Below are 21,736 nucleotides of genomic sequence, written 5' to 3'. Positions count from 1 at the left end.
ACACTTATTGCATTCTGGCAACAGTCATGCCGCATTTACAGTTCTTACAGCTTGTTCAGTATAGACCGTTCCGGAAAACGGCTATTCCGAGTCCCATGGACAACTTGAATCTGCGTCTCGTATCCCTTGCCGGTGCCTTCGCGGCTTTCGCGGCGCCGGGCGCCCTTGCCCAAGGCCAGCCCGTTGCCTGGTCGCCGAGCTATGTCGGCACCTGCGCCACCTGCGAACTTTCCGGCCGCAACCTGACGGGCTGGACGCTCGCCGGCGCCAACTATTCGGAAGCGAAGCTCGACTATTCGGTGATGCGCGGCGTGCAGGCCACGGCCGTCAACTTCGAGCGCGCGGACCTGACCGGCGCTGACATGCGCGGCGCGGTGCTCACCAATGCGAAGCTGGCCGATGCGATCTTCGCCGGCACGCGCCTTCAGGAAATCACGGCCTCGGGCGCTGACCTGCGCCGCGCGCTGCTGCACGGCGCAAGCTTGCAGGACGCTGTCCTGATCGGTGCCAACTTCGAAGACGCCGAGCTGAACATCGCCCGCCTCGAAGATGCCGACATGTCGACCGCCAACTTCGACGGCGCCGTATTCGACCGCGCCAACCTGCGCGGCGCGATCTTCAACGGCGCCAATTTCAAGGATGCCCGCTTCAAGGGCGCCGACATCACCGGCGCGTCCTTCAAGGACGCACGCTTCCCGGGCGCGAGCCTTGAGGGCGTGAAGGGGTTCGCTGAAGCCGACTTCGAAGGCGCCTGCGGTTCGCTGTCAACCCGCCTGCCGCCGGAAGCGCGCCTGCCGCTGTGCACCAATGCCCAGCTGTCGGCGCAACTGTCAGCCGATCTGGACTGATACCAACAGTCACAGCCAATTCCAGGCGCTCCGCGGCGCGCAGTTTGCTGCGCCGCACCCTTGTTAATTAAACGCAATGAACCCGCCTTTCGCTTGATCGGGCGGATGCCCCGATCAAGAACCAGACACCGCCTGGCCCGGACGCACGGCGGCAAGTTGGATCACCTGTCCATCCGTCTACGGCTTGAATCGAAAGGGAATGGGGAATGAAGAAATTTGCAGCATTGTTGGCGGCCAGCGCGTGTCTTGGCTCCGCCGCCTGGGCCGGCACGTTCATCGCGGTCACCGACCCCGCTGGTAGCGCCGGCACCGCCGCCATCGGCATCAATGATCATGGCGAAGTCTCGGGTTCCTACACGACCGACGGCGTAGACATGATCGGCTTCACCGGTTCGATCGACGGTGTCTACGAGACGTTCTCGTTCGACGGACACCCCACCCAAGGCCGGGGCCTCAACAACAGCGGCACGGTGACCGGTTACTATGTGCCCGACGGCCAGATGAATGCTTTCGTGCGTGCGCCAGACGGCGTGCTGTCGCCCGTAACGAAGGACGGAGCTGCGATCATCGGTCTCGCGGAAGGCATCACGAACGGCGGCAAGTTTGTCGGCGACTACCGCACCACGCCACCAGCCGTGCCGGCGCGCACCGGCTTCGAAGGCTACGCAGCCAGCTATGCCGGCGACGTCGTGTTGCCCTTCCCCGCCGTGCGCATCGCCGCCCGCGGACGCAACACCAGCGGTGACATTTCGGGCTGGTTCATCGCGGCCGCCGGCGAAGCCCCTCAGGGTTTCCTGATCAAGGGCGGCGTCACCACGGTGCTCACCTATCCTGATCCCAATACGGCCACCTTCGTCGAAGGCCTCAACGACAAGGGCGAACTCAGTGGCTCCTGGGTGGACATGGACGGCAACTCGCACGGGTTCGCCCTCGCCTCGGACCTTGTGACGTGGACATCCTTCGACGCCCCCGGCGCCTCACAGACGCAGGCCTGGCAAATCAACAAGCATGGCGAGATCGCCGTCTCGACGTTCAATGAGGCGACCGGTGCCTCAGGCTCGTTCGTCTATTGCCCGGGCAAAGGCGGCCTCTGCGCCGGCAAGAAGGGAAAGCCTGCGAAGGAGAAAAAATCCAAGAGCAAGGAGAAGCTGAAGAAGCCCAAAGCCGGCATCAAGGGTGTTGATCCGGAGGCCAAGTCCAAGGGCGCTTCCCACTAGAAACGCAGCGCCTGCTTACTGAAGCAAGACGGAGGCCCGCTCCATCTGGAGCGGGCTTTTTCGTCAGGCCTTGACCTGCGGCGCGAGACGGATGTTCAGCTCACGGAGCTGTTTTTCGTCGACCGGGCTCGGCGCCCCCATCAGCAGGTCGCGGGCCTGCTGGTTCATCGGGAACAGGATGACGTCGCGCAGGTTGTCGACTTCGGCGAGCAGCATGACGATCCGGTCCACACCCGGCGCAATGCCGCCATGCGGCGGGGCGCCGAAGCGGAACGCGTTGAGCATGCCGCCGAACTTCGATTCCACGACCTCCGGACCGTAGCCCGCCAGTTCGAACGCCTTCAACATGACTTCCGGCCGATGGTTCCGGATGGCGCCCGAGGACAGTTCCACACCGTTGCAGACGATGTCGTATTGGAAGGCCTTGAGGGCGAGCTGCTTCTCGACTGTATCTGCCGCCTTCAGCGCGTCCATGCCGCCTTGCGGCATCGAGAACGGGTTGTGGCTGAAGTCCACTTTCTTGTTGTCCTCGTCCCACTCGTACATCGGGAAATCGACGATCCAGCAGAAGCGGAAGATGCCTTGCTCGATCAGGCCGAGGTCGTTGCCGAGCTTCGTGCGCGCGGCGCCCGCCAGCTTGTAGGCAGCATCCTTGGCGCCGGCCGAGAAGAACACGCCGTCGCCTGCACCGAGGCCCATCTGCTTCAGCAGCGCGGCAAGGTGTGCGGGTTCGAAATTCTTCAGCACCGGGTCCTGGCTATCGACCCCGCCGCCATCGGCGTCCTTCAGGCGGGCATAACCGAGGCCGGGGGCCTGCATGTCCTTCTTCGCCCACTTGTCCATCTCGTCGAAGAACTTGCGCGACTGGGATGCGGCCGCCTTCGGCGCGGGAATGGCAATCACCTTGCCGCCGCCCGCGATGATCTTGGCAAAGATGCTGAAGCCGGTCTTGCTCTCGTCCGCGAAGAAGTCGGTGACGTCGGACAGGATGATCGGGTTGCGCAGGTCCGGCTTGTCGGAGCCATACTTCGCCATCGCCTCGGCATATGGAATGTGCGGGAAAGGACCCGGCGCCACCGTGCGGCCCTTGCCATCCCAGTCCGCGAACTCCTCGAACACGCCGCGCATGACCGGTTCAATGGCGCCGAACACGTCGTCCTGCGTCACGAAGCTCATCTCGATATCGAGCTGGTAGAACTCGCCGGGTGAGCGGTCAGCGCGGGCATCCTCGTCGCGGAAGCAGGGTGCGATCTGGAAGTAACGGTCGAAGCCGGAGACCATCAGCAGCTGCTTGAACTGCTGCGGCGCCTGCGGCAGCGCGTAGAACTCGCCGGGATGGATGCGGCTCGGCACGAGGAAGTCGCGCGCGCCTTCGGGGCTGGAGGCGGTCAGGATCGGCGTCTGGTATTCGGTAAAGCCTTCGGCCACCATCCGGCGGCGCAGGCTCGCTATCACGTTGGATCGCAGCACCATGTTCTTGTGCAGCGCCTCGCGGCGCAGGTCGAGATAACGGTGCTTGAGGCGGATCTCTTCCGGGTAGGAATGATCGCCGAACACCGGCATCGGCAACTCAGCCGCTTCCGACTGGACCTCGACCGCCCCGCCGACCACTTCGATCTCGCCGGTGCCGAGGTTTGCGTTCACGAGGTCGGCGTCGCGGGCTACAACCTTGCCCTCAACCGTGATGACGCTTTCGGCCCGCAGGCGCTCAACGGTTGCAAACCCTGCAGAGCCCGGATTGAAGACGATCTGGGTCAGCCCGTAATGGTCGCGAAGGTCGATGAACATGACCCCGCCATGGTCGCGCCGACGGTGCAGCCAGCCGGAAACCCGCACGGTTTCACCGACATGGGACTTGCGCAGCTCCCCGCAGGTATGGGTGCGATAGGCGTGCATCGGGCGAAACTCCGGAAAATCGGTCCAACAGAAAGAAGCGGCGTAGGGCACAGACCCCCTCGCCTTTGTCAAGATCGTGCGATAAGCGCTGAAACAATGACTGACAACACCTTGACGCCCATCACTGAGCAGTCCGCGCTGGAAGACCTCTGCGGACGCCTTGCCGAGGCGGATTTCGTCTGCGTCGACACCGAATTCCACCGGGAGACGACCTATTGGCCGGAACTGTGCCTGATTCAGGCCTCCGGGCCCGGCGTGGAGGGCGTCATCGACCCCCGCGCCGAGGATCTGGACATCAAGCCCTTCCTCGACCTGATTGCCTCGGACCGCCAGACCAAGGTGTTCCACGCCGCCCGGCAGGACATCGAGATCTTCAACCGCCTGATCGGCCACCCGCCCGGCCCGATCTTCGACACCCAGATTGCCGCCATGGCGCTGGGCTTCGGTGATTCGATTTCCTACGACAACCTCGTCCAGCGCGTACTCAAGAAGCAGATCGACAAGTCCAGCCAGTTCACCGACTGGATGCGCCGCCCGCTGAGCCAGAAGCAGCTGGTCTACGCCCTCGGTGACGTGACCCACCTGCGAGACATCTATCTCAAGATGCGCGACGAGCTCGAGCGCACCGACCGGATGACCTGGGTGCGCGAGGAAATGTCGGATCTCGAAAACCCCGAGACCTACGACACCGATCCCCTGAATGCCTGGCAGCGCCTGAAACTGCGCATGCCGAAGAAGGACTATGCGGCCATCGTGGTCTCCGTCGCCGCCTGGCGCGAGCGTGTGGCGCAAGAGCTCGACAAGCCCCGCCGCCGCATCCTGAAGGACGACGCGATCCAGGAGATCGCCGCCCAGAAGCCGCGGTCGGAGGAAGACTTCGCGCAGCTGCGCGCCGTGCCGAACGGTTTCATCCGTTCCAAGCATGGCAGCGGTTTGATCGAGGCCGTGCGCGCCGCGATCGACTCGCCGGACAGCTTTGCGCCGGAATTGTCGCGCCCGGTCCAGAACGCGCAAATCCCAGCCGGCGCTCCCGAACTGCTCAAGGTGCTGCTGAAGCATGTCTCGGACGAGAATGATGTCGTGCCACGCCTGATCGCCAACTCCGCCGACATCGACCGGATCGCGCGCGGCGAGACGAGCGAGGACATCCCGGCGATGACCGGTTGGCGCTACGACATGTTCGGCAAGAAGGCGATCGCGCTGCTCTCCGGCAAGCTCGCCGTATCGTTCAAGGGCGGTCAGGTCCGTTTGTTCGACGTCTGACGATCAGCGCACGCTGGTCCGCGACTTGAGCTTCAGCTGGCTTGCCGCCTGCGACAGGCGCCGTTCGACGGTTTCCGAAATCAGGCTCGCATCCCGCTTGCTGACTTCCAGCTCCAGCGTGTCACCCGAGCGCCGCAGTGATGCGCGTTTCAGGATCGGCCCCGAGCGGCCCGAGAAGACGGCGCCGAGACGCATCAGCAACCCCACCTGCCGCGCCCGGTCGGTCTGCGACTCGGTGGTCAGCCCCGCATGCTCGACTGGCCGCCGGAAGTCCTTGTCGTACCGGCACCCGATCGCATAGGCGATCATCGCGCGCTCGGGATGGGTGACGCCCAGATAGGGCGCTCGCAGGGCCTGATCATACGCCATCTCGGCGCGGTGGTCGGGATGATAGCGCCCGGCGCTGTCGGCCATCATGCAGGCCGCCTTCTCGATGCGGATATCGGCGTCGGGCGAGCCGAACAGGTCGGGCTGCGGCACCAGCGCGGGCGCGATGAAGTCGTGCAGTGCGCGGCCGAAATTCACCTGGTTGTTGTCAAGCCGGGCATAGGCGATGATACCATCCGTCAGCGGATCATCCAGCTTCATCGACAGGATGTCGTGCAACACGCCTTCGCGCACACCTGTGGCAGAGATGGTCACGCCTTCCAGCTTGCCTTGCGCCAGCACCTCTTCCATCAGGATTGCCGCCATCGGAAAATGCTTGGCCCGGCGCTTGTCCAGCGCCTCGATCTGCTGGCGCGCCGCCGCGTTCGACAGCGAGTCGACACACAGCTTCGAGGCCCGCGCCACCTGCCCTTCGTTCAGCTGGTAGCCCTGCAGCACATGCAGCGGATATCGCTCCAGCTCCATCACCAGCCGCCCGAAGGCGCGCCAGGCGCCGCCGACCGCAAAGAACCGCCCGCGCGCCCCGTTGAGCACGTCGCTTGTCTTCAGCGTTTCGCGGATGCGCTTGCGCAATTCCTTCGGCTCGCTGACGAGATCGCCGAGTGCCAGCGGGCCCAGCATCAGGCTTTCGCCTTCGGCCGTCGCGCCGCCGCCGATCCGCTTCAGTTCGAGACTGGAGCCGCCGAGGTCACCGATCAGGCCAAGCGGATTGTGGATGCTGAGATCGACGCCCCGCGCCGAGAGGCGCGCCTCGTCCTCTCCGCTGAGCAGGCGCACCGGCCGGCCCAGCACCTTCGCTGCCTGCTTCAGGAATTCGCTGCCGTCACTGGCCACTCGCACCGCCGCGGTGGCGACCGCTTCATAGGTGTCCACATTCAGTGCCCGGAGGATGGCGCGGTAGCGCGCCAGCGCCTGCAACGCCGAGGCCACCCCCTGGGGCGAGAGATGCCCCGTCTTGGTCAGCCCTTCACCGAGCCCGGCCATGACCTTTTCGTTGAAGCTCTGCAGGATCGAAGCACCGAGGACATCGCAGATCACGAGGCGGACCGAGTTGGAGCCGATATCGATGATGCCGGCCTGGCGGGGTTGGGGTATTGTCATCAATGACCCTCCGGCAGCGTCAGGCGCGGCGGCAGGCTGACCTCAAGCGCGCTGCCCCGGCCCGACAGGCTGGGGTTCGACATGAAGTAACCGTGCGCCGAAAAGCCCCGGTCGGGCCGTTCGCTGACGAGCCTTTTATAAGTGCCGTCCGGCCGCATCAGCCAGGTCTGCTGCTCGTCGTTGAGATTGGCGACCATGATCTGGTTCATCACCTGGCGGTGCACGGTCGGGTTCTCGATCGGCACCAGCACTTCGACCCGGCGTTGAAGATTGCGCGGCATCCAGTCAGCAGACGACATGAACACTTTCGAGCGCGGCGACGGCAAGGCCTCACCATTTGCGAAGCACAGGATGCGCGCATGCTCGAGGAAACGCCCGACAATGCTCTTTACCGTGATGTTTTCCGACAGGCCCTCCACGCCCGGTCGCAGGCAGCAGATGCCGCGCACCACCAGCACGATCGGCACGCCCGCCTGGCTCGCCTTGTAGAGCGCGTCGATCACTTCGCCGTCGACCAACGAATTCATCTTCGCCCAGATGCCGCAGGGCTTGTGCTTGCGCGCGGCCTGCGTCTCGGCGCTGATCATTTCCAGCAAATGCTGCTTCAGGTTAACCGGCGCCATGCAGATCGTCTCGAACTCCGGCGCCACATCCGGCGGCTCGCGGTTGGCGGTGACGTAGTTGAACAACCGGTTTGCGTCGCGCCCGAGGGCCGGATCAGCCGTGAACAGCGACAGGTCTGTATAGATACGCGCATTGATCGGGTGGTAGTTGCCAGTGCCGAAGTGCGTATAAGTGCGCAGCTCGTTGCCTTCCCGGCGCACGACCAGAGACACCTTCGCATGCGTCTTGTATTCGATAAATCCGTACACGACCTGTACGCCTGCCCGTTCCAGGTCGCGCGCAAGGCGCAGGTTCGCTTCCTCGTCGAAGCGCGCCTTGATCTCGACCAGCGCAGTCACCGTCTTGCCGGACTCGGCGGCCTCGATCAGCGCCCCGACAATCGGTGAGTTGATCGTGGTGCGATACAGCGTCTGCTTGATCGCCACCACCTGAGGATCATTCGCCGCCTGCCGCACGAACTCCACCACAACATCGAAACTCTCGAAGGGGTGGTGGACGATGATGTCCTTGGCACGGATCGCCGCCAGGATATCGCCGCCCATCTCGCGGATGCGCTCAGGATAGCGTGGCTCGTAGGGCGGAAAGATCAGGTCGGGCCGATCATCGACAATCAGCTCAGCGAGCCGCGCCATCCCGAGAATGCCGTCATACAGCACGACGTCCGACGGCTCGGCGCCGATTTCCCGGATGATGAAGTTGCGCAGCCGTTCCGGCGCGCTCGATTGCATCCGCAGGCGGACGATACGTCCCCGCCGGCGCTGTTTCAGCAGCACTTCGAACTCGCGGATCAGGTCTTCGGATTCTTCCTCGATCTCGATATCGCTGTCGCGCACGATGCGGAACAGGCAGCGGCCCGATTCCTTGAAGCCGGGAAACAGTGTCGTCAGGAACATCCCGATCACGTCTTCCAGTGCAATGAAGCGGATACCCGGCTTGTTGCCCTTCGGCAGCCGGATGAAGCGGCGCACGAATGTCGGCATCGGCACGATACCCACCTGTTCCTCGCCACCGCCATGCGGCTGCAGGTCAAAGGCGATGGTGAAGCCGAGGTTCGGGATGAACGGGAACGGATGAGCCGGGTCAATCGCCAGCGGCGTCAGGATCGGAAAGATGTTCGCGTGGAAATAGGTTTCGATCTCGACGCGCTCGCGCTTGGTCAGCTCATTCGCCTCCAGCACGAAGATGCCTTCGGCGGCCATGTCGTCCTTCACCTGCCGCCAGCATTTCTGCTGCCGGGCGATCAGCGTCAGCGCCGCCGCTTCGATCTCGGCGACCTGCTGGGCCGGCGTCAGCCCGTCTTGGCTGGCCTTGGTGATGCCCGCGCGCACCTGCTCGCGCAGGCCCGCATAGCGCACCATGTCGAACTCATCGAGGTTGCTGGCCGAGATGGAGAGGAACCGCAGCCGCTCGAACAGCGGATGGGCGGCGTTGTCGGCTTCCTCCAGCACACGCTGGTTGAACTCAAGCCAAGACAGCTCGCGGTTGAGGAATCGCTGCGGGGATCCCATCAGCTGCTTGTTGATGCGCTGCTGGCCGTCCACCATGCCGGTTCACCCCTCGTCTGCCTCATATCCCCCCGTCTCCCCCATCTGTTCGAGCACGCGGCGGGCCAGCGGCAAGCTGGGAGCCCGGTCGTGCGCGCTGACGGCGTCGCTGAGATGGTCCATGAAGGTCTCAACGGCCTCATAGGCAAGTTCCAGCCTCGGCACCAGATAGTTGAGCGTTTCAGGCGAAAGCCGCAGGTAACGGCGGGCGGCGGCAATTTCGAGCCGCCGGCGCACGATCTCGTCGTCCGGCTGGCCGATTTCGCCCACGGGCATCGCATTCAGCCGCGACTTGAGATCGGCCGAGCCGGTGCGCCACTGCGAAGGCGGGCGGTGCGCCATCAGCAAAAGGCGCCCGCCGCCCGTCGCCACGAGGTTGATCAGCGAAAGCAGCGTCTCATCGTGTTTCTGGGCGGCGAGGTCGCCGTCATCGACCACCACGTGCCGGCCTGCCAGCGCATCGAGGCCGCGCCGGCCGGCCCGGCCAAGTTGCGTAGAGGTGAGGTATTCGCCGCCGAACCGCTCCGCCCAGGCTTCCGCCAGGAAGGTGAGCCCGGATTTCGACGCGCCCGTGACGCAGAGCACAGGCGTCGCCCACCCCTCGGGCTGCGCAGCAATGCGCAGCGCCGCGGCATTGTGCGGACCCTGCAGCAGGCCGTCCCAATGCGCTGCCGGCGCGGGGAAACCGAACATCGGCTGCGACGGACTATCCGGATCGCTGCCCGCCGCCGTCACTGCCCGATCGAGCCGGACACCGCAGAGCGTAGCGTCAGCTTGTCGTTCTCGCGGCCCAGCATCACGCCGCGCTGGACCAGGTCGCTGCGCAGGCGCGATTCGTCGCCCGCATAGGAGAACTCGACCAACGCCCCTTCGCGCGCGACCGCCTTGGTGCGGAAATCCGACACGAGCGGCGAGCGGGCGAGCGCCCCGCGCAGCGTGTTCCACTCCGCGAGCGATGTGTAACGCACCGAGGCGGCGACGTTGGTGCGGCTGGTGTCGCGGATGATCGACGATTGCTTCCACGACTCGTCCAGCAAGGTCGTCACGGCCTCGACGGCGCCGGCGAGCGTGGCGGCCGGCGGCGTGGCGCCGACCGGCTCATTGCCGGCCGCCGTGATGGTCGACACGATCACGCGCCAGGCACCGTCGCGGCCTTGCAGCTCGGCAAGGATGCCGCGCCGGGCGTTCAGCGCGGTCGCTTCCGCCGAGACTTCATTCCAGGTGGTCGAGGGCGTGTAGCCGAAACCGGTGGTGGTCACCGACGGCACAAGGGCGCCCTTGTTGCGCTCGCCGAATGCCTCGGTCCAGGCGGCCTGCATGCCGGTGGTGGAAACAGGCAGCATCAGGCCCAGCGGAGCCTGCGCGTCCATGTAGGGCACCTTCAACGAATCGAGGTGAGCGCGCACCGTCTGCGGGTTCAGGACGACCGCCAGCTTGCCGCGATAGCGGCCCGCACCGGCGGTTTCCTCTTCAACGTCAACCGCGGCCGTGAAGCGCGAGGCGAGCGCCGCATCGACCGGCACACCGCCGGCCGCTGCGCGGTCTGACGCGAGCGTAATCTTGTTGATCAGCGACCGGGCCGCCGCGAGGCGCGCCGCCGACATCGCCTTGTCACGGGCCTCGAGCACCGTCGGTGCGGTCTCGTCCACGGCGATGCCGCGGATCGTGTAGACGTCCTTGGTATCGGCAACGGCCACACCGGCGCCAGCGAAGGCCATGAACAGGGCGGCCAGGAACAGTCGAATCATGGAAGGCAAACTCCTTGCTCAGGCTCTTCTATCAGCCGGAATCAGCGCCGGAAACCGCGAGCTTCACTTCCGAACCTTCACTGGAACTTGTTCCAGCCTCATGCTAACGCGCCGGTTCGGGCAAGCCGTGGGGCATTCCAGATGAACGCGACTTCTAAACCGCCCCTGTCGTACCGCGACGCAGGTGTCGATATTGAGGCAGGCGAGCGGCTGGTTGATGCCATTTCGCCGATGGCCAAGGCGACCCGCCGGGCCGGCGTGATGGGCGGCCTCGGCGGGTTCGGCGCACTCTTCGATCTGAAGGCAGCAGGCTACAGCGACCCGGTCCTCGTTTCAGGCACGGACGGCGTCGGCACCAAGCTAATGCTGGCCTTCGAGACCGGCATCCACAATACGGTCGGCATCGACCTCGTCGCCATGTGCGCCAATGACGTGCTGGCACAGGGCGCTGAACCGCTGTTTTTCCTCGACTATTTCGCGACCGGAAAGCTGGAAGGCGGGATCGCCGAAGCGGTCATCTCCGGCATCGCCGAGGGCTGCCGCCTGTCCGGGTGCGCCCTGGTAGGCGGCGAGACCGCCGAAATGCCGGGCATGTACCCGCCGGGACATTATGATCTGGCAGGCTTCGTCGTCGGCGCGGTCGACCGCGACAAGGTCCTGCCGCGCATGGACACGATGGCGCCGGGCGATGTGCTGATCGGCATCGCTTCTTCCGGACCGCATTCCAACGGCTACTCACTGGTGCGCCGCATCGTGGCGCGCGAGGGCCTGTTCTATGGCGGTCCCTCACCGTTTTCGAACAACCAGACGCTGGGCGAAGCGCTGCTGACGCCGACACGGCTGTATTCGCACCTCACCCTGCCCCTGATCCGCTCTGGCCGCGTGAAAGGCCTCGCCCACATCACCGGCGGCGGCCTGACCGAAAACACACCCCGCATGTGCCCGGAAACGCTCGTGCCCGTCATCGACCGCAAGAGCTGGACGCCGCCGCCCGTCTTTCAGTGGCTGCAGGAAGCCGGCGGCGTCGAGACCGACGAGATGCACCGCACCTTCAACATGGGTATCGGCATGGTGCTGGCGGTCAGCCCGGCGGACGCTGACAGCGTGATGGCCGACCTGACGGCCGCCGGCGAGAACCCGCGCGTGATCGGCGCGCTCGCATCGGCATGAGGCGGCTCAGGCTGGCGATCCTGATCTCGGGCCGCGGCTCGAACATGGAAGCCTTGCTCCGCGCGGCAACTGCGCAAGACGACTATCCCGCTACGCCGGTACTCGTTCTGTCGAACAAGCCTGAAGCGGCCGGGCTGAGGTTTGCCGAGAATGCCGGCGTGCCCATCCTCGCCCTTGACCACAAGCCGTTCGGGAAGGACCGCGAGGCCTTCGAGCGCGAACTCGACGCCGCGCTGCAGAAGGCGGGCGTGGAAGTGATTGCGCTGGCCGGATTCATGCGCGTGCTGACACCCTGGTTTGTCACGAAGTGGCAGGGGCGCATGGTCAACATCCACCCTTCGCTGCTGCCGAAGTACAAGGGCCTCGACACCCACCAGCGCGCGATCGATGCCGGCGACACGGAAGCCGGCTGCACGGTCCACTGGGTGAGCGCCGGTGTCGATGAAGGCGAGATCATTGCGCAGGCCAGTGTGCCGATCCTGCCGGGCGATACCGCCGAGACACTGGCGGCGCGGACCCTGCCGGAAGAACATCGCCTCTATCCGCTGGCGCTCGCGATGGCATGCCATAAGATACGCGCCAGAGAGGCAGCGCCATGAACGACATCGTCATCACCAAGGAAGACGGCCCCCGCAAGGGCCGCTACGTCGCCCGGATCGCCGGCATCGAGGCCGAAGGCGAAATCGCCTATACGCATCCGAAGCCCGGTGTGCTCAGTGCCAACCATACCGGCGTGCCCGACGCGATGGGCGGGCGCGGCGTCGCGAAAGCCCTGCTCGACTTCATGCTGGACGACGCCCGGACCAACGGCTTCAAGATTGTTCCTGTCTGCCCGTATGTGCGAGGCCAATACGCCAGGCACCCGGAATGGTCTGACCTCTTCACTATCCCGCCCGGCGTCGATCCCTGATCGCGAAACCAAACCCACCGAACGAGGCGTCCCATGCAGCAGATCGTATTGGCCCAATATTGCGACGGGCCACCGAAACCGTCTGACTTCCGGCTGGAAACCGTACCGACACCCGAACCCAAGGACGGACAATTCCGTGTACGGCATGTCTGGTCTTCGGTAGACCCCGGCACGCGCTCGCGCCTTTCCGGCGGCGACAGCTATGCTGCAGCCCTGCCGCTCGGCAAACCGATCGACGGGTTCAGCGTCGGCGTGGTCGATGCCTCAAACAATCCTGACTGGCCGGTCGGCACCAAAGTGTTCTGCGCCGGCGGCTGGAAAACCCATTCGGTCCAGTCCGGCAAGGGCTTCATCGGCAAGGTGATGGACGTGCCGGGCGTGCCGCTGTCCGCCTGGATCGGCGTGCTCGGCGTGCCGGGCCTGACTGCCTGGTTCGGTGTGAAGGATGTGGCGCGCTTCAAGGCCGGCGACGCCGTGCTCGTCACTTCAGCGGCCGGGCCGGTGGGTGCAACCGCCGGCCAGCTGGCGAAAAGCTGGGGCGCCTCGAAAGTCGTCGGCGTCGCCGGATCGGATGCGAAGTGCCGCTGGCTGGTGGACGAAGCGGGCTTCGATGCCGCGATCAACTACAAGACCGTCGAGAATCTCGATGCGGCCATCGCCGAGCAGTTTCCGAAAGGTGTCGATGTGCTGTTCGACAATGTCGGCAATGCGATGGTCAACCGCGTTCTGCCGCTGATGGCGATGCACGGCCGCATTTGCATTTCCGGACAGGTTGCAGACTATAATCTGACCCCGGAGCAAACGCCCGGCATCGTCAACACCAAGCCGTTCATCACCCACCGCGTGAACATGCAGGGCCTCGTCGTGTTCGACTTTGCGCGCGGCTTCCCGGACGCGCTCGGCAGCATGGCGAAGATGATCGCCGACGGATCCCTGAAGACCCAGGAAGAGCGCTTCGAAGGAATTGCTTCGATGCCGGAAGCCTTCTGCGGCCTGTTCCGGGGCGAAAATGCCGGCCGCCGCGTCGTGCGCGTCGGCGAAGACTAGAACGGGCGCACCGCCTCGGAGCTCAGCCCGGCGGCTTCTTCAGTCCCTTGAGCGCATCGGCGCGGGCCGACGCGATCTGGTCGCGCAGCGCCGCGCGCACCGCATCGGCGTCACCGGCTGCGCCCGCCTGCCCCTGAACCGGCATCAGCGGATTGTTGCAGTTCGAGCAGACCGCCTGTGTGACCCGGTTGCGTGTTCCGCATTTTGAACAGGTCCATTCCGGGATCGGAACCGGATTCATGTCGTTCGGATCATTCCCGCGCGATTGCCCGGGCACGAGGGCGTTGCCGCAATTGGCGCAGAAAGCGTGCGTTACCTTGTTGCGCGTGCCGCACTTCGAACACGTCCACTCGGGCGTCGGAACCGGAAACATGTCGTTGGGAACGCCGGTCGTCGCCTGCACGGGGATCAGCGGCGTGCCGCAGTTCGAGCAGACCGCCTGCGTGATCTTGTTCCGCGTGCCGCATTTCGTGCAGGTCATTTCCGGCGTGGGAATGGGAAACATGTCGTTGGGGTCGCCGGTGCGCGCACTCTGCCGTTCGAGGTGGGCGCGGATGGCGTCCTTAAGCACGTCCTGCACGAGGCGGTCGCTGCCATCGACCTTCTGGTAGGCGCCGCGCGCCTTGCTGCATTGCGAGCAGGCCGAGGCGGTGATCGAATTGCGCGTGCCGCAATCGGCGCAGGTCCAATACAGGTTCGGCACCGGCGCGGGTGTGATGTTCATGGCGGTTTCCTCCGGCAGACCTGCTGAAGTGAAAGGCGCGGGAATTCCGGCAAACAGGTCACGGAAGGCACAAAAAAGCCGGCCAGGCGAACTCGGCCGGCTTTTGTATCGAAGCGGCTGGCCTGGACTCAGGCGGTCAGGTCAGCTTCCGAGAAGAACTGGACGATTTCGAGCGCGGCATTGTCGGCCGAGTCCGAGCCGTGCACCGAGTTCTCGCCGATCGACTTGGCAAACAATTTGCGGATGGTGCCGTCGGCGGCGTCTGCCGGGTTGGTGGCGCCCATGACTTCACGGTATTTCGCAACGGCGTCCGGGCCTTCAAGCACCTGCACGACCACCGGGCCGGAGGTCATGAAGTCCACCAGCTCGCCGAAGAACGGGCGGGCACGGTGCACGCCATAGAAGCGCTCGGCCTGGGCCTTGGTCATCTGGATGCGGCGCTGGCCGATGATGCGCAGGCCGGCCTTCTCGATCACGGCATTGATGGCGCCGGTGAGGTTACGCTCGGTGGCGTCGGGCTTGATGATGGAAAAGGTACGCTGAACGGCCATGAGGGCTTCCTGAAGCTGCAAGTTATGGAGTTGCGGCGCCTATAGCGGGCTGACCCCCGGCCTGCAACAGCCGCCTGCAATCAGGCGGCGTCCGGGGCAGCCTGTCTCCCGAATGCAACGCCCGCAGGGAACAATTTCCTCCCCGCGGCGACTTTGATTGACAGCCCAGCCGACCTGTGCATTTTCAACGCCTGTTGAAAAAACTCAACACCTGTTGAGTCACAAAAAATTCCATTCACCAGTCCCGGGAGGACATTCATGGCTGCACATCTCAACAAGTTCCTTATTGCCGCAATGGCGGCGTCGGCCCTGACGCCGATGGCAGGCTACGCGCAGGAAGAAACCACCGCCGCGCAGGAAGACGCCGCTCCGGCCGCGTCCGAGGACCGCCGGCTCGGCGCGGTGGTCGTCACCGCCCAGCGCCGCGAGGAAAACCTGCTCGACGTGCCGCTGTCGGTTTCGGCCTTCGACGGCGACCTGCTCGCCCAGCTTGGCGTCCAGACGCTCGACGAAGTCGCCAAGATCTCGCCCAACGTGACCCTCGAAGTCTCGCGCGGCACCAACAACACCCTCTCCGCCTTCATTCGGGGCGTCGGCCAACAGGACCCGGTTTCGGGCTTTGAATCGGGCGTCGGCATCTATGTTGACGACGTTTATCTGAACCGTCCGCAGGGCGCTGTGCTGGAAGTCTATGATGTCGAGCGCATCGAGGTCCTGCGCGGCCCGCAAGGAACGCTCTACGGCCGCAACACGATCGGCGGGGCGGTGAAATATGTTACCAAGGGCCTCGCTGACGAGCCCATGTTCAAGGCGCGCGGCGCCTACGGTTCCTACAACCAGGCCGACATCGTCGCGTCGGGCTCTGTGCCACTCTCCGACACCGTTCGCGTCGGCGGCGGTCTCGCCTTCTTCACGCGCGACGGCTTCGGCGACAACTTGTTCACCGGTGAGGAAAACTACAACAAGGACGTCGCAGCGTACCGCCTCTCGGCCGAATGGGACGTCACCGACAACTTCCAGATCCGGGTGGCCGGCGACTACATGAACGACGAGTCGAACGCCCGACAGGGCCACCGCCTCATTCCCGATCTCTCGGCGCCGTTCGAGTATCCGGTGCTCAGCAATGTCTACGACACGCGCGCCGGTCTCGATGTCGTGAAGCAGAATGTTGAAGTGAAAGGTGGCTCTCTGGTCGCCGAGTACGAAGTCAACGACCACATCACTCTGAAGAACATCCTCGCCTACAGAGAGGACGAAGGCACCTCGCCGATCGACTTCGACTCGCTGCCCGCGGTCGACGTCGACGTGCCGGCGATCTACACGAATGATCAGCTCTCGAACGAATTCCAGATTAACTATTCGGGCGACCGCCTGAACGGCATCATCGGCGCGTACTATCTGGATGCCAATTCCGGCACCGTGTTCGATGTCGGCCTGTTCACGACGGGCGAACTCCTGAACCTGATCAACAGCACGACCGCTTTCACGGGCTTCACCGCGCAGACCTTCGGCGAAGTGGGCACGGAAACCTGGTCGGTATTCGCCGACTTCACCTACGACCTGACCGACAAGCTCTCGATCGCCGTCGGCGGCCGTTACACTGAAGACGAGCGCACCTCGACCGTTCTGCGCCGCAACTATGTCGGCGGCTTCTCCGAATTCTTCGGCGGCAACGGCATTCCGATCCAAACCACCTCGAACTTCGAAGGCTCGGAAACCTTCGACGATTTCAGCCCGCGCGTCTCGGTGACCTACAAGCCGGTGGACGACCACACCGTCTACGCCACCTACGCCCAGGGCTTCAAAGGCGGCTCGTTCGATCCGCGCGGCCAGTCCACGCTCGCCATCGACCTCAACGGCGATACCGTCGTCTCGCCGGACGAAGTCAAAGCCTTCATGCTGTTCGAACCGGAAGAAGTCGACAGCTACGAGATCGGCTGGAAGTCGAACATGTTCGGCGGCCGCCTGCGCTCCAGCCTCGCGGGCTTCTACATGGACTACAAGGACGTGCAGATCCCGGGTTCGGTCGGCGTCGACGCCAACAATGACGGCATCTTCGAAAGCTTTGCCGGTGTCACCACCAACGCCGGCGCGGCCACCCTCTGGGGCGTCGAACTCGAGAGCAATGCCATCCTCGGCGAAGAGATCTTCAACGACTCGGACATGTTCACGGCATCGACGGCCATCGGTTACATCAATGCCCAGTACGACGAGTTCATCGTCATCGTGGGCGGCGTGCCGACCAACCTCGCCGACCAGCGCGTCGTCCAGAACACGCCGGAATGGACCGGCAGCCTGCGCCTCTCCTACGACACGCCGTTCAACATCCTCCAGAAGGATGGCCGCCTGATCGTCAGCCAGCTGACGTCCTATCGCGGCGACTCGAGTCAGTTCGAAACGCCCACCCCGATCGACCAGGAAGCCTTCACGCTGCTCGACCTCAGCCTGCGCTGGCAGGAAAACGGCAGCCCGTGGGGGTTCACGCTGAGCGGCAAGAACCTGTCCGACGAGCGCTACCGCGTGTCGGGCTACAACTTCCTCAACGCCGTCGGCGCCCCGGCGCTCGGCCTGGAAGGCGTGCTGACCGGCTTCTACGGCGACCCGCGCACGGTCACCTTCGGCGTAGACTACAACTTCTAAGGGCCTCTGGCGTTTCCTCCCCGGTCCGGCCACGGTGTGGGCCGGGCCGACCAGAAAGCCCCCTTGGGGCGGCGTCAGAAGGCGCCGCCCCTTTTTCTTGGGATCAGGGAAATCAGTGCGCGGAGCTTTTCACGCGTTGCGGACGCGGCCGGGCTGCCGGCGCAGCGCGGCGGGCGGCTTCAAAGCCGCCGGTGATGAACGGGATCATGTGCTCGCAGGCGTCGCTCAGGTCTTCGGACCGGCAGACGCCGCCGGACAGGAAGTCGATCCGTCCGGTCTGGGCCAGCACCAGCGTGATCGCGCCGGAAAAGCAGTGATAGCCCCAGTAGAGATCCTTCTCGTCCATGCTGGGCAGCGCTAGGCGCAGCGCGTCGAGGAACTTGCGGATCAGCGGGTCGAAGTGGGCCGCCATCAGCCGTCCGCCCCAACCGGGCGTGTTGTTCACGTAGGCCACGAGGGCGTAGTAATTCTTCCAGGCCGGATCGGCGAGATGATCCGCCTTCAGCATCGGCTCGATATAGGCCCGCACGATCGCCTCTACCGATGGCGCCCCCGGATGCGCAGCGGCCAGCGCCGCATTCAGCGCATCCTCGCGCCAGGCGTTCAGCATTTCGGCGCGGCGCAGGAACACCGCTTCGAACAGCGATTCCTTCGGGCCGAAATAATAGTTCGGCAGCGCGAGATCGACGCCCGCCCGCTTGGCAATGGTGCGCAGCGTGACGCCGTCATAGCCATGCGCACTGAATTCGGCCTCCGCCGCATCCAGAATGGCGGTGCGGCGGTCGGTTTTCGGAGGGGGAGTCGACTTGCGGGCGCTCAGCGGCGTGTCCTCGGCATGGAATTCAAATGCAGTATGTGCCCTTTGGGCGGCGAAAGTCAAAGCAGGTTTGGACCGGCGGCCTGCGGACTGCTTGCATCCTGTACGCTTTCCTGCAAAGTCTTCAACAGGCGTTGAAACGGGACATCAGCTTCCGTCAACCGAGGGAGGCACACGGACCATGCTGGACGCTGGCACCGACATCACGTGGACATCGGCGGACGGGCTCGCGCTCTACGCGAAATCCTACGGACCGGAGACGGCCGGGCTGACCGTTCTGTGCATCCACGGCCTCACGCGCAACCACAAGGATTTCGAACCGATGATCGCCGCCCTGCCCGGCCGCTTCCGGTTCGTCGCCGTGGACGTGCGCGGGCGCGGCAAGTCCGCGTATGATCCCGATGCAGATCATTACAATCCGAAAGTCTACGCCGAGGACATGGGCCGCCTGCTCGACAAGCTCGGCCTCGCCCGAGTTGCTCTGATCGGCACCTCGATGGGCGGCCTGATCTCGCTGATGATGATGCGCAAGATGCCGAAACGCATCGCCGGCATCGTGCTCAACGATGTCGGACCGGTCGTCGAGAAGACCGGCATCGCGCGCATCGCCGGCTATGCCGGCAAGGTCCAGCCCGTCACCGACTGGCCGAGCGCAGCCGCCGCCGTGAAAGCCATCCAGGGCGCGGCCTTCCCCGACATGCCGGAAGAGCGCTGGATGGACTTCGCCCGCCGCACCTACAAGGAAATGCCGGACGGACGGCCCGTGCTCGACTACGACCCGAACATCGCCAAAGGCCTCGGCAAGGTGAAGCCCGGCGCGCTGACGAATTTTGTCATGTGGCGCCTGTTCGGCGGCCTGAAGAAAGCGCCGCTGCTGATCGTGCGCGGCGAGACGTCCGACATCCTCTCGCAGGCAACCGCAGAAGAGATGGTCCGCCGCCATCCCGATGCGCGCCTCGCGGTCGTGCCCCGTGTCGGTCATGCGCCGATCCTCGACGAGGCGCCCGCCATCTCCGCCATCACCGATTTCCTCACCGACCTGGAGACCCGGGCATGACCCCGAACACCCTGCCCGCTGCGGCGCCAAAAATCCCGGGCCGCGCCTGGGTGCTGGCCGTGCTGACGCTCACCTACACGTTCAACCATGTCGACCGTCAGATCCTCGTGATCCTGCTCGAGCCGCTGAAGAACCATTTCCAGATGACCGACGGCCAGATCGGCTGGCTTACCGGTCTCGCCTTCGCCGCCTTCTATGCCACGCTCGGCATCCCCGTCGCCCTCTGGGCCGACCGGGGCAACCGGCGCAACATCATCGCGCTCGCCCTCGGCGTCTGGTCGCTGATGACCGCGCTTTCGGGCGTCGCGCAGACCTACTGGCAGCTGCTCCTTGCACGGATGGGCGTTGGTGTCGGCGAAGCAGGCGGCACGCCGCCGGCGACCTCGATGATCGCAGACCTCTACCCGCCGCAGGAACGCGCCACCGCGCTCGGCATCTACACCTGCGGCATCGGCTTCGGCATCCTCGCCGGCTTCGCTCTCGGCGGCTATGTCTACGAGCTCTACGGCTGGCGCGCGGCCTTCTTCATCGCGGGCGTACCCGGCCTGCTGCTTGCCCTGCTCGTCCGCTTCGGCGTCAGGGAACCGGTCCGCGGCCTCGCCGATCAGCGCACGGACGACGGCCCCGCGCCCACCCTCGGCGAAACGATGAAATTCCTGCTCGGCCAGACGTCCTATCTCTGGCTCCTCGCCGGCTGCCTGCTGATCTGTATCTCGGCCAACGCCTTCCTCGTCTTCACCTCCAGCCACCTGCAGCGCACCTACACGCTGACGCCCGGACAGGTCGCGCTCCCGCTCGGCCTCCTGATCGGCGGCGTCGGCAGCCTCGGCGCCGTCGTCCTCGGCCGCGTCTGCGATACGCTCTCGAAGCGCGACATGCGCTGGCGGCCGGCCATCATCGCGCTCTGCGCCGCCGTCGCCATCCCCTTCGCCTGGATGTTCCTGCGCGCGCCGACTGTCGAGCTCGCCTACGCCTGGAACCTCGTGCCCAGCTTCATCGGCCTCATCTATGCCAGCGTCGCCTACACCGCCTCGCAGGAACTCGTGAAGCTCCGTATGCGATCCTTTGCCTCCGCCTTCATGCTGTTCTGCCTCACGCTGATCGGCATCGGCTGCGGCCCGCTGATCGCCGGGCTCCTGTCGGACCACTTCACCGCCACCGGCGCCGCCCAGCCGCTCGCCCGCGCGCTGGAGATCATCCTCCTGTTCAACGCCGCCAGCATCGTCTGCCTGCTGATGTCCACCCGCCACTACCGCCGCGACGTCGCCCGCGCGGCGGAATAGGGGTCAGCAACGCAACACTCATCCTGAGCGAACTGCGGCCTTGTGCCCCGCCGCAAGGCACCATAGGTCCTGAAAGATGACGGAGTCCGCGATGACCTACACTCTGCCCGACAGCGACCTGACGCCCGAACGCTTCAACCAGCGCGCCGAGGGCAAGCTGCCCGGCCATATCAGCATGGTCGTGACCCATGCCGCGCGCGACCGGTTCGAGGGCTATTTCGACATCGCGCCGCACCATCACGCGCCGAACGGCTTCCTGCACGCCGGCGCCGTCGTCACCCTCGCCGACTCCCTCTGCGGCTATGGCACCGTCGCCAACATCAAGGACGGCGCGACCGGTTTCACCACGATCGAGCTGAAGACCAACTTCTTCTCGACCGCCCTCGTAGGCCGGGTCCACGCCGTCGCGACGCCCGTCCACATCGGCGGCTCCACCCAGGTCTGGGACTGCGAAGTCACCAGCGACAAGGGCAAGCGCATGGCGCTCTTCCGGTGCTCGCAGATGGTGCTGCGGCCGAAAGCCTGATTGCGCGCCGAGCATGCGCCGCTTAGGCCGGTGGCATGAAAGACCTGCCCGCCTGCCCCGAATGCGAATCCGTCCTCACCTATGAGGATGGCCCGCTGTTGATCTGTCCCGAGTGCGGGCATGAATGGGAAGCCGCCGCGCCGAAGGCCGACGGCGACAAGGTCATCCGGGATTCAGTCGGCAACCCACTTGCGGACGGCGACACCGTGACGGTGATCAAGGACCTGAAGGTCAAAGGCAGCTCACTGGTCGTGAAGCGCGGCACCAAGGTCAAGAACATCCGCCTCGTCGACGGCGACCATGACATCGACTGCAAGATCGACGGCATCGGCGCGATGGGACTGAAGTCAGAGTTCGTGAAGAAGGCTTCACCTGGTTAGGCG

20 protein-coding genes are annotated in these 21,736 nt (G+C 64.9%); 12 read left to right on the top strand and 8 right to left on the bottom strand.

Annotation, left to right across the window (positions count from 1 at the left end; translation table 11 throughout):
- Positions 1-95: 95 nt before the first annotated feature.
- Together IPK75_12410 and IPK75_12405 are read left to right on the top strand one after the other, a co-directional pair.
- Positions 96-848: a pentapeptide repeat-containing protein gene (locus IPK75_12410; protein ID MBK8199160.1), complete on the top strand. Its 753-nt coding sequence runs from the start codon at positions 96-98 to the stop codon at positions 846-848.
- A 206-nt stretch (positions 849-1,054) separates the two neighbouring features.
- Positions 1,055-2,065, top strand: a complete 1,011-nt coding sequence (locus IPK75_12405) for a hypothetical protein (protein ID MBK8199159.1) — start codon at positions 1,055-1,057, stop codon at positions 2,063-2,065.
- Positions 2,066-2,128: 63 nt separating this feature from the next.
- Here IPK75_12405 and aspS read toward each other — a convergent pair whose 3' ends face one another.
- Positions 2,129-3,961: an aspartate--tRNA ligase gene (aspS, locus tag IPK75_12400; GenBank protein ID MBK8199158.1), complete on the bottom strand. Its 1,833-nt coding sequence runs from the start codon at positions 3,959-3,961 to the stop codon at positions 2,129-2,131.
- Between the two features lie 96 nt (positions 3,962-4,057).
- Between aspS and rnd the strand changes: the two genes are divergently transcribed.
- Positions 4,058-5,224, top strand: a complete 1,167-nt coding sequence (rnd, locus tag IPK75_12395; protein MBK8199157.1) for a ribonuclease D — start codon at positions 4,058-4,060, stop codon at positions 5,222-5,224.
- Positions 5,225-5,227: 3 nt separating this feature from the next.
- Here the strand turns inward: rnd and IPK75_12390 are convergent, their stop codons facing one another.
- Genes IPK75_12390 through IPK75_12375 form a run of 4 tightly spaced genes read right to left on the bottom strand, consistent with a single transcriptional unit; the run spans position 5,228 to position 10,628 of the window.
- Positions 5,228-6,712 (bottom strand): Ppx/GppA family phosphatase, encoded by a 1,485-nt coding sequence (locus IPK75_12390; GenBank protein ID MBK8199156.1) that lies wholly within the window; start codon positions 6,710-6,712, stop codon positions 5,228-5,230.
- The gene (locus IPK75_12385) at positions 6,712-8,880 is read right to left on the bottom strand and encodes an RNA degradosome polyphosphate kinase (protein MBK8199155.1); all 2,169 of its coding nucleotides are present in this window, start codon (positions 8,878-8,880) and stop codon (positions 6,712-6,714) included. The genes IPK75_12390 and IPK75_12385 overlap by 1 nt, the downstream gene beginning before the upstream one ends.
- Positions 8,881-8,886: 6 nt before the next feature.
- A complete protein-coding gene (locus IPK75_12380) occupies positions 8,887-9,573 on the bottom strand; it encodes a hypothetical protein (GenBank protein ID MBK8199154.1) in 687 nt (228 codons plus the stop codon).
- Between the two features lie 38 nt (positions 9,574-9,611).
- Positions 9,612-10,628, bottom strand: a complete 1,017-nt coding sequence (locus IPK75_12375; GenBank protein MBK8199153.1) for a hypothetical protein — start codon at positions 10,626-10,628, stop codon at positions 9,612-9,614.
- A gap of 141 nt (positions 10,629-10,769) precedes the next feature.
- Here IPK75_12375 and IPK75_12370 point away from each other — a divergent pair, with 141 nt between their 5' ends.
- Genes IPK75_12370 through IPK75_12355 form a run of 4 tightly spaced genes read left to right on the top strand, consistent with a single transcriptional unit; the run spans position 10,770 to position 13,755 of the window.
- A complete protein-coding gene (locus IPK75_12370; GenBank protein MBK8199152.1) occupies positions 10,770-11,798 on the top strand; it encodes a phosphoribosylformylglycinamidine cyclo-ligase in 1,029 nt (342 codons plus the stop codon).
- Complete coding sequence (locus IPK75_12365) at positions 11,795-12,397, top strand: phosphoribosylglycinamide formyltransferase (protein MBK8199151.1); 603 nt, start codon at positions 11,795-11,797, stop codon at positions 12,395-12,397. The genes IPK75_12370 and IPK75_12365 overlap by 4 nt, the downstream gene beginning before the upstream one ends.
- A complete protein-coding gene (locus IPK75_12360; protein MBK8199150.1) occupies positions 12,394-12,708 on the top strand; it encodes an N-acetyltransferase in 315 nt (104 codons plus the stop codon). Before IPK75_12365 ends, IPK75_12360 begins: the two co-directional genes overlap by 4 nt.
- Positions 12,709-12,741: 33 nt before the next feature.
- Positions 12,742-13,755: an NADP-dependent oxidoreductase gene (locus IPK75_12355; protein MBK8199149.1), complete on the top strand. Its 1,014-nt coding sequence runs from the start codon at positions 12,742-12,744 to the stop codon at positions 13,753-13,755.
- Between the two features lie 22 nt (positions 13,756-13,777).
- On the opposite strand, the gene IPK75_12350 is transcribed toward IPK75_12355, so the two are convergent.
- The gene (locus tag IPK75_12350; protein MBK8199148.1) at positions 13,778-14,479 is read right to left on the bottom strand and encodes a zinc ribbon domain-containing protein; all 702 of its coding nucleotides are present in this window, start codon (positions 14,477-14,479) and stop codon (positions 13,778-13,780) included.
- A gap of 128 nt (positions 14,480-14,607) precedes the next feature.
- Positions 14,608-15,030 (bottom strand): nucleoside-diphosphate kinase, encoded by a 423-nt coding sequence (gene ndk, locus IPK75_12345; protein ID MBK8199147.1) that lies wholly within the window; start codon positions 15,028-15,030, stop codon positions 14,608-14,610.
- A 258-nt stretch (positions 15,031-15,288) separates the two neighbouring features.
- Between ndk and IPK75_12340 the strand changes: the two genes are divergently transcribed.
- Complete coding sequence (locus IPK75_12340; protein ID MBK8199146.1) at positions 15,289-17,670, top strand: TonB-dependent receptor; 2,382 nt, start codon at positions 15,289-15,291, stop codon at positions 17,668-17,670.
- A 112-nt stretch (positions 17,671-17,782) separates the two neighbouring features.
- On the opposite strand, the gene IPK75_12335 is transcribed toward IPK75_12340, so the two are convergent.
- Entirely contained in the window at positions 17,783-18,490 is a 708-nt protein-coding gene (locus IPK75_12335; protein MBK8199145.1) for a TetR family transcriptional regulator, read from the bottom strand.
- A gap of 178 nt (positions 18,491-18,668) precedes the next feature.
- Here IPK75_12335 and IPK75_12330 point away from each other — a divergent pair, with 178 nt between their 5' ends.
- From IPK75_12330 to IPK75_12315, 4 genes are all read left to right on the top strand, one after another.
- Positions 18,669-19,544 (top strand): alpha/beta hydrolase, encoded by an 876-nt coding sequence (locus IPK75_12330; GenBank protein ID MBK8199144.1) that lies wholly within the window; start codon positions 18,669-18,671, stop codon positions 19,542-19,544.
- Positions 19,541-20,827 carry an MFS transporter gene (locus tag IPK75_12325; GenBank protein MBK8199143.1) on the top strand — a complete coding sequence of 429 codons (1,287 nt, stop codon included), beginning with the start codon at positions 19,541-19,543 and terminating at the stop codon, positions 20,825-20,827. Before IPK75_12330 ends, IPK75_12325 begins: the two co-directional genes overlap by 4 nt.
- A gap of 91 nt (positions 20,828-20,918) precedes the next feature.
- A complete protein-coding gene (locus IPK75_12320) occupies positions 20,919-21,353 on the top strand; it encodes a PaaI family thioesterase (GenBank protein ID MBK8199142.1) in 435 nt (144 codons plus the stop codon).
- A gap of 35 nt (positions 21,354-21,388) precedes the next feature.
- Positions 21,389-21,733, top strand: coding sequence for an alkylphosphonate utilization protein (locus IPK75_12315; GenBank protein ID MBK8199141.1), 345 nt, complete (start codon positions 21,389-21,391; stop codon positions 21,731-21,733).
- The last annotated feature ends 3 nt before the right edge of the window (positions 21,734-21,736 follow it).

The sequence above is a fragment of the Acidobacteriota bacterium genome (assembly GCA_016712445.1).
Classification (GTDB): domain Bacteria; phylum Pseudomonadota; class Alphaproteobacteria; order Caulobacterales; family Hyphomonadaceae; genus Hyphomonas.
Note: the sequence above shows the minus strand (reverse complement) of the source record. Positions and strands in the feature narration are given on the sequence as shown.

Coding starts and splice junctions, on each gene's coding strand:
- IPK75_12410 (MBK8199160.1), top strand. CDS start 96: ATGGACAACTTGAATCTGCGTCTCGTATCCCTTGCCGGTGCCTTCGCG.
- IPK75_12405 (MBK8199159.1), top strand. CDS start 1,055: ATGAAGAAATTTGCAGCATTGTTGGCGGCCAGCGCGTGTCTTGGCTCC.
- aspS (MBK8199158.1), bottom strand. CDS start 3,961: ATGCACGCCTATCGCACCCATACCTGCGGGGAGCTGCGCAAGTCCCAT.
- rnd (MBK8199157.1), top strand. CDS start 4,058: ATGACTGACAACACCTTGACGCCCATCACTGAGCAGTCCGCGCTGGAA.
- IPK75_12390 (MBK8199156.1), bottom strand. CDS start 6,712: ATGACAATACCCCAACCCCGCCAGGCCGGCATCATCGATATCGGCTCC.
- IPK75_12385 (MBK8199155.1), bottom strand. CDS start 8,880: ATGGTGGACGGCCAGCAGCGCATCAACAAGCAGCTGATGGGATCCCCG.
- IPK75_12380 (MBK8199154.1), bottom strand. CDS start 9,573: ATGTTCGGTTTCCCCGCGCCGGCAGCGCATTGGGACGGCCTGCTGCAG.
- IPK75_12375 (MBK8199153.1), bottom strand. CDS start 10,628: ATGATTCGACTGTTCCTGGCCGCCCTGTTCATGGCCTTCGCTGGCGCC.
- IPK75_12370 (MBK8199152.1), top strand. CDS start 10,770: ATGAACGCGACTTCTAAACCGCCCCTGTCGTACCGCGACGCAGGTGTC.
- IPK75_12365 (MBK8199151.1), top strand. CDS start 11,795: ATGAGGCGGCTCAGGCTGGCGATCCTGATCTCGGGCCGCGGCTCGAAC.
- IPK75_12360 (MBK8199150.1), top strand. CDS start 12,394: ATGAACGACATCGTCATCACCAAGGAAGACGGCCCCCGCAAGGGCCGC.
- IPK75_12355 (MBK8199149.1), top strand. CDS start 12,742: ATGCAGCAGATCGTATTGGCCCAATATTGCGACGGGCCACCGAAACCG.
- IPK75_12350 (MBK8199148.1), bottom strand. CDS start 14,479: ATGAACATCACACCCGCGCCGGTGCCGAACCTGTATTGGACCTGCGCC.
- ndk (MBK8199147.1), bottom strand. CDS start 15,030: ATGGCCGTTCAGCGTACCTTTTCCATCATCAAGCCCGACGCCACCGAG.
- IPK75_12340 (MBK8199146.1), top strand. CDS start 15,289: ATGGCTGCACATCTCAACAAGTTCCTTATTGCCGCAATGGCGGCGTCG.
- IPK75_12330 (MBK8199144.1), top strand. CDS start 18,669: ATGCTGGACGCTGGCACCGACATCACGTGGACATCGGCGGACGGGCTC.
- IPK75_12325 (MBK8199143.1), top strand. CDS start 19,541: ATGACCCCGAACACCCTGCCCGCTGCGGCGCCAAAAATCCCGGGCCGC.
- IPK75_12320 (MBK8199142.1), top strand. CDS start 20,919: ATGACCTACACTCTGCCCGACAGCGACCTGACGCCCGAACGCTTCAAC.
- IPK75_12315 (MBK8199141.1), top strand. CDS start 21,389: ATGAAAGACCTGCCCGCCTGCCCCGAATGCGAATCCGTCCTCACCTAT.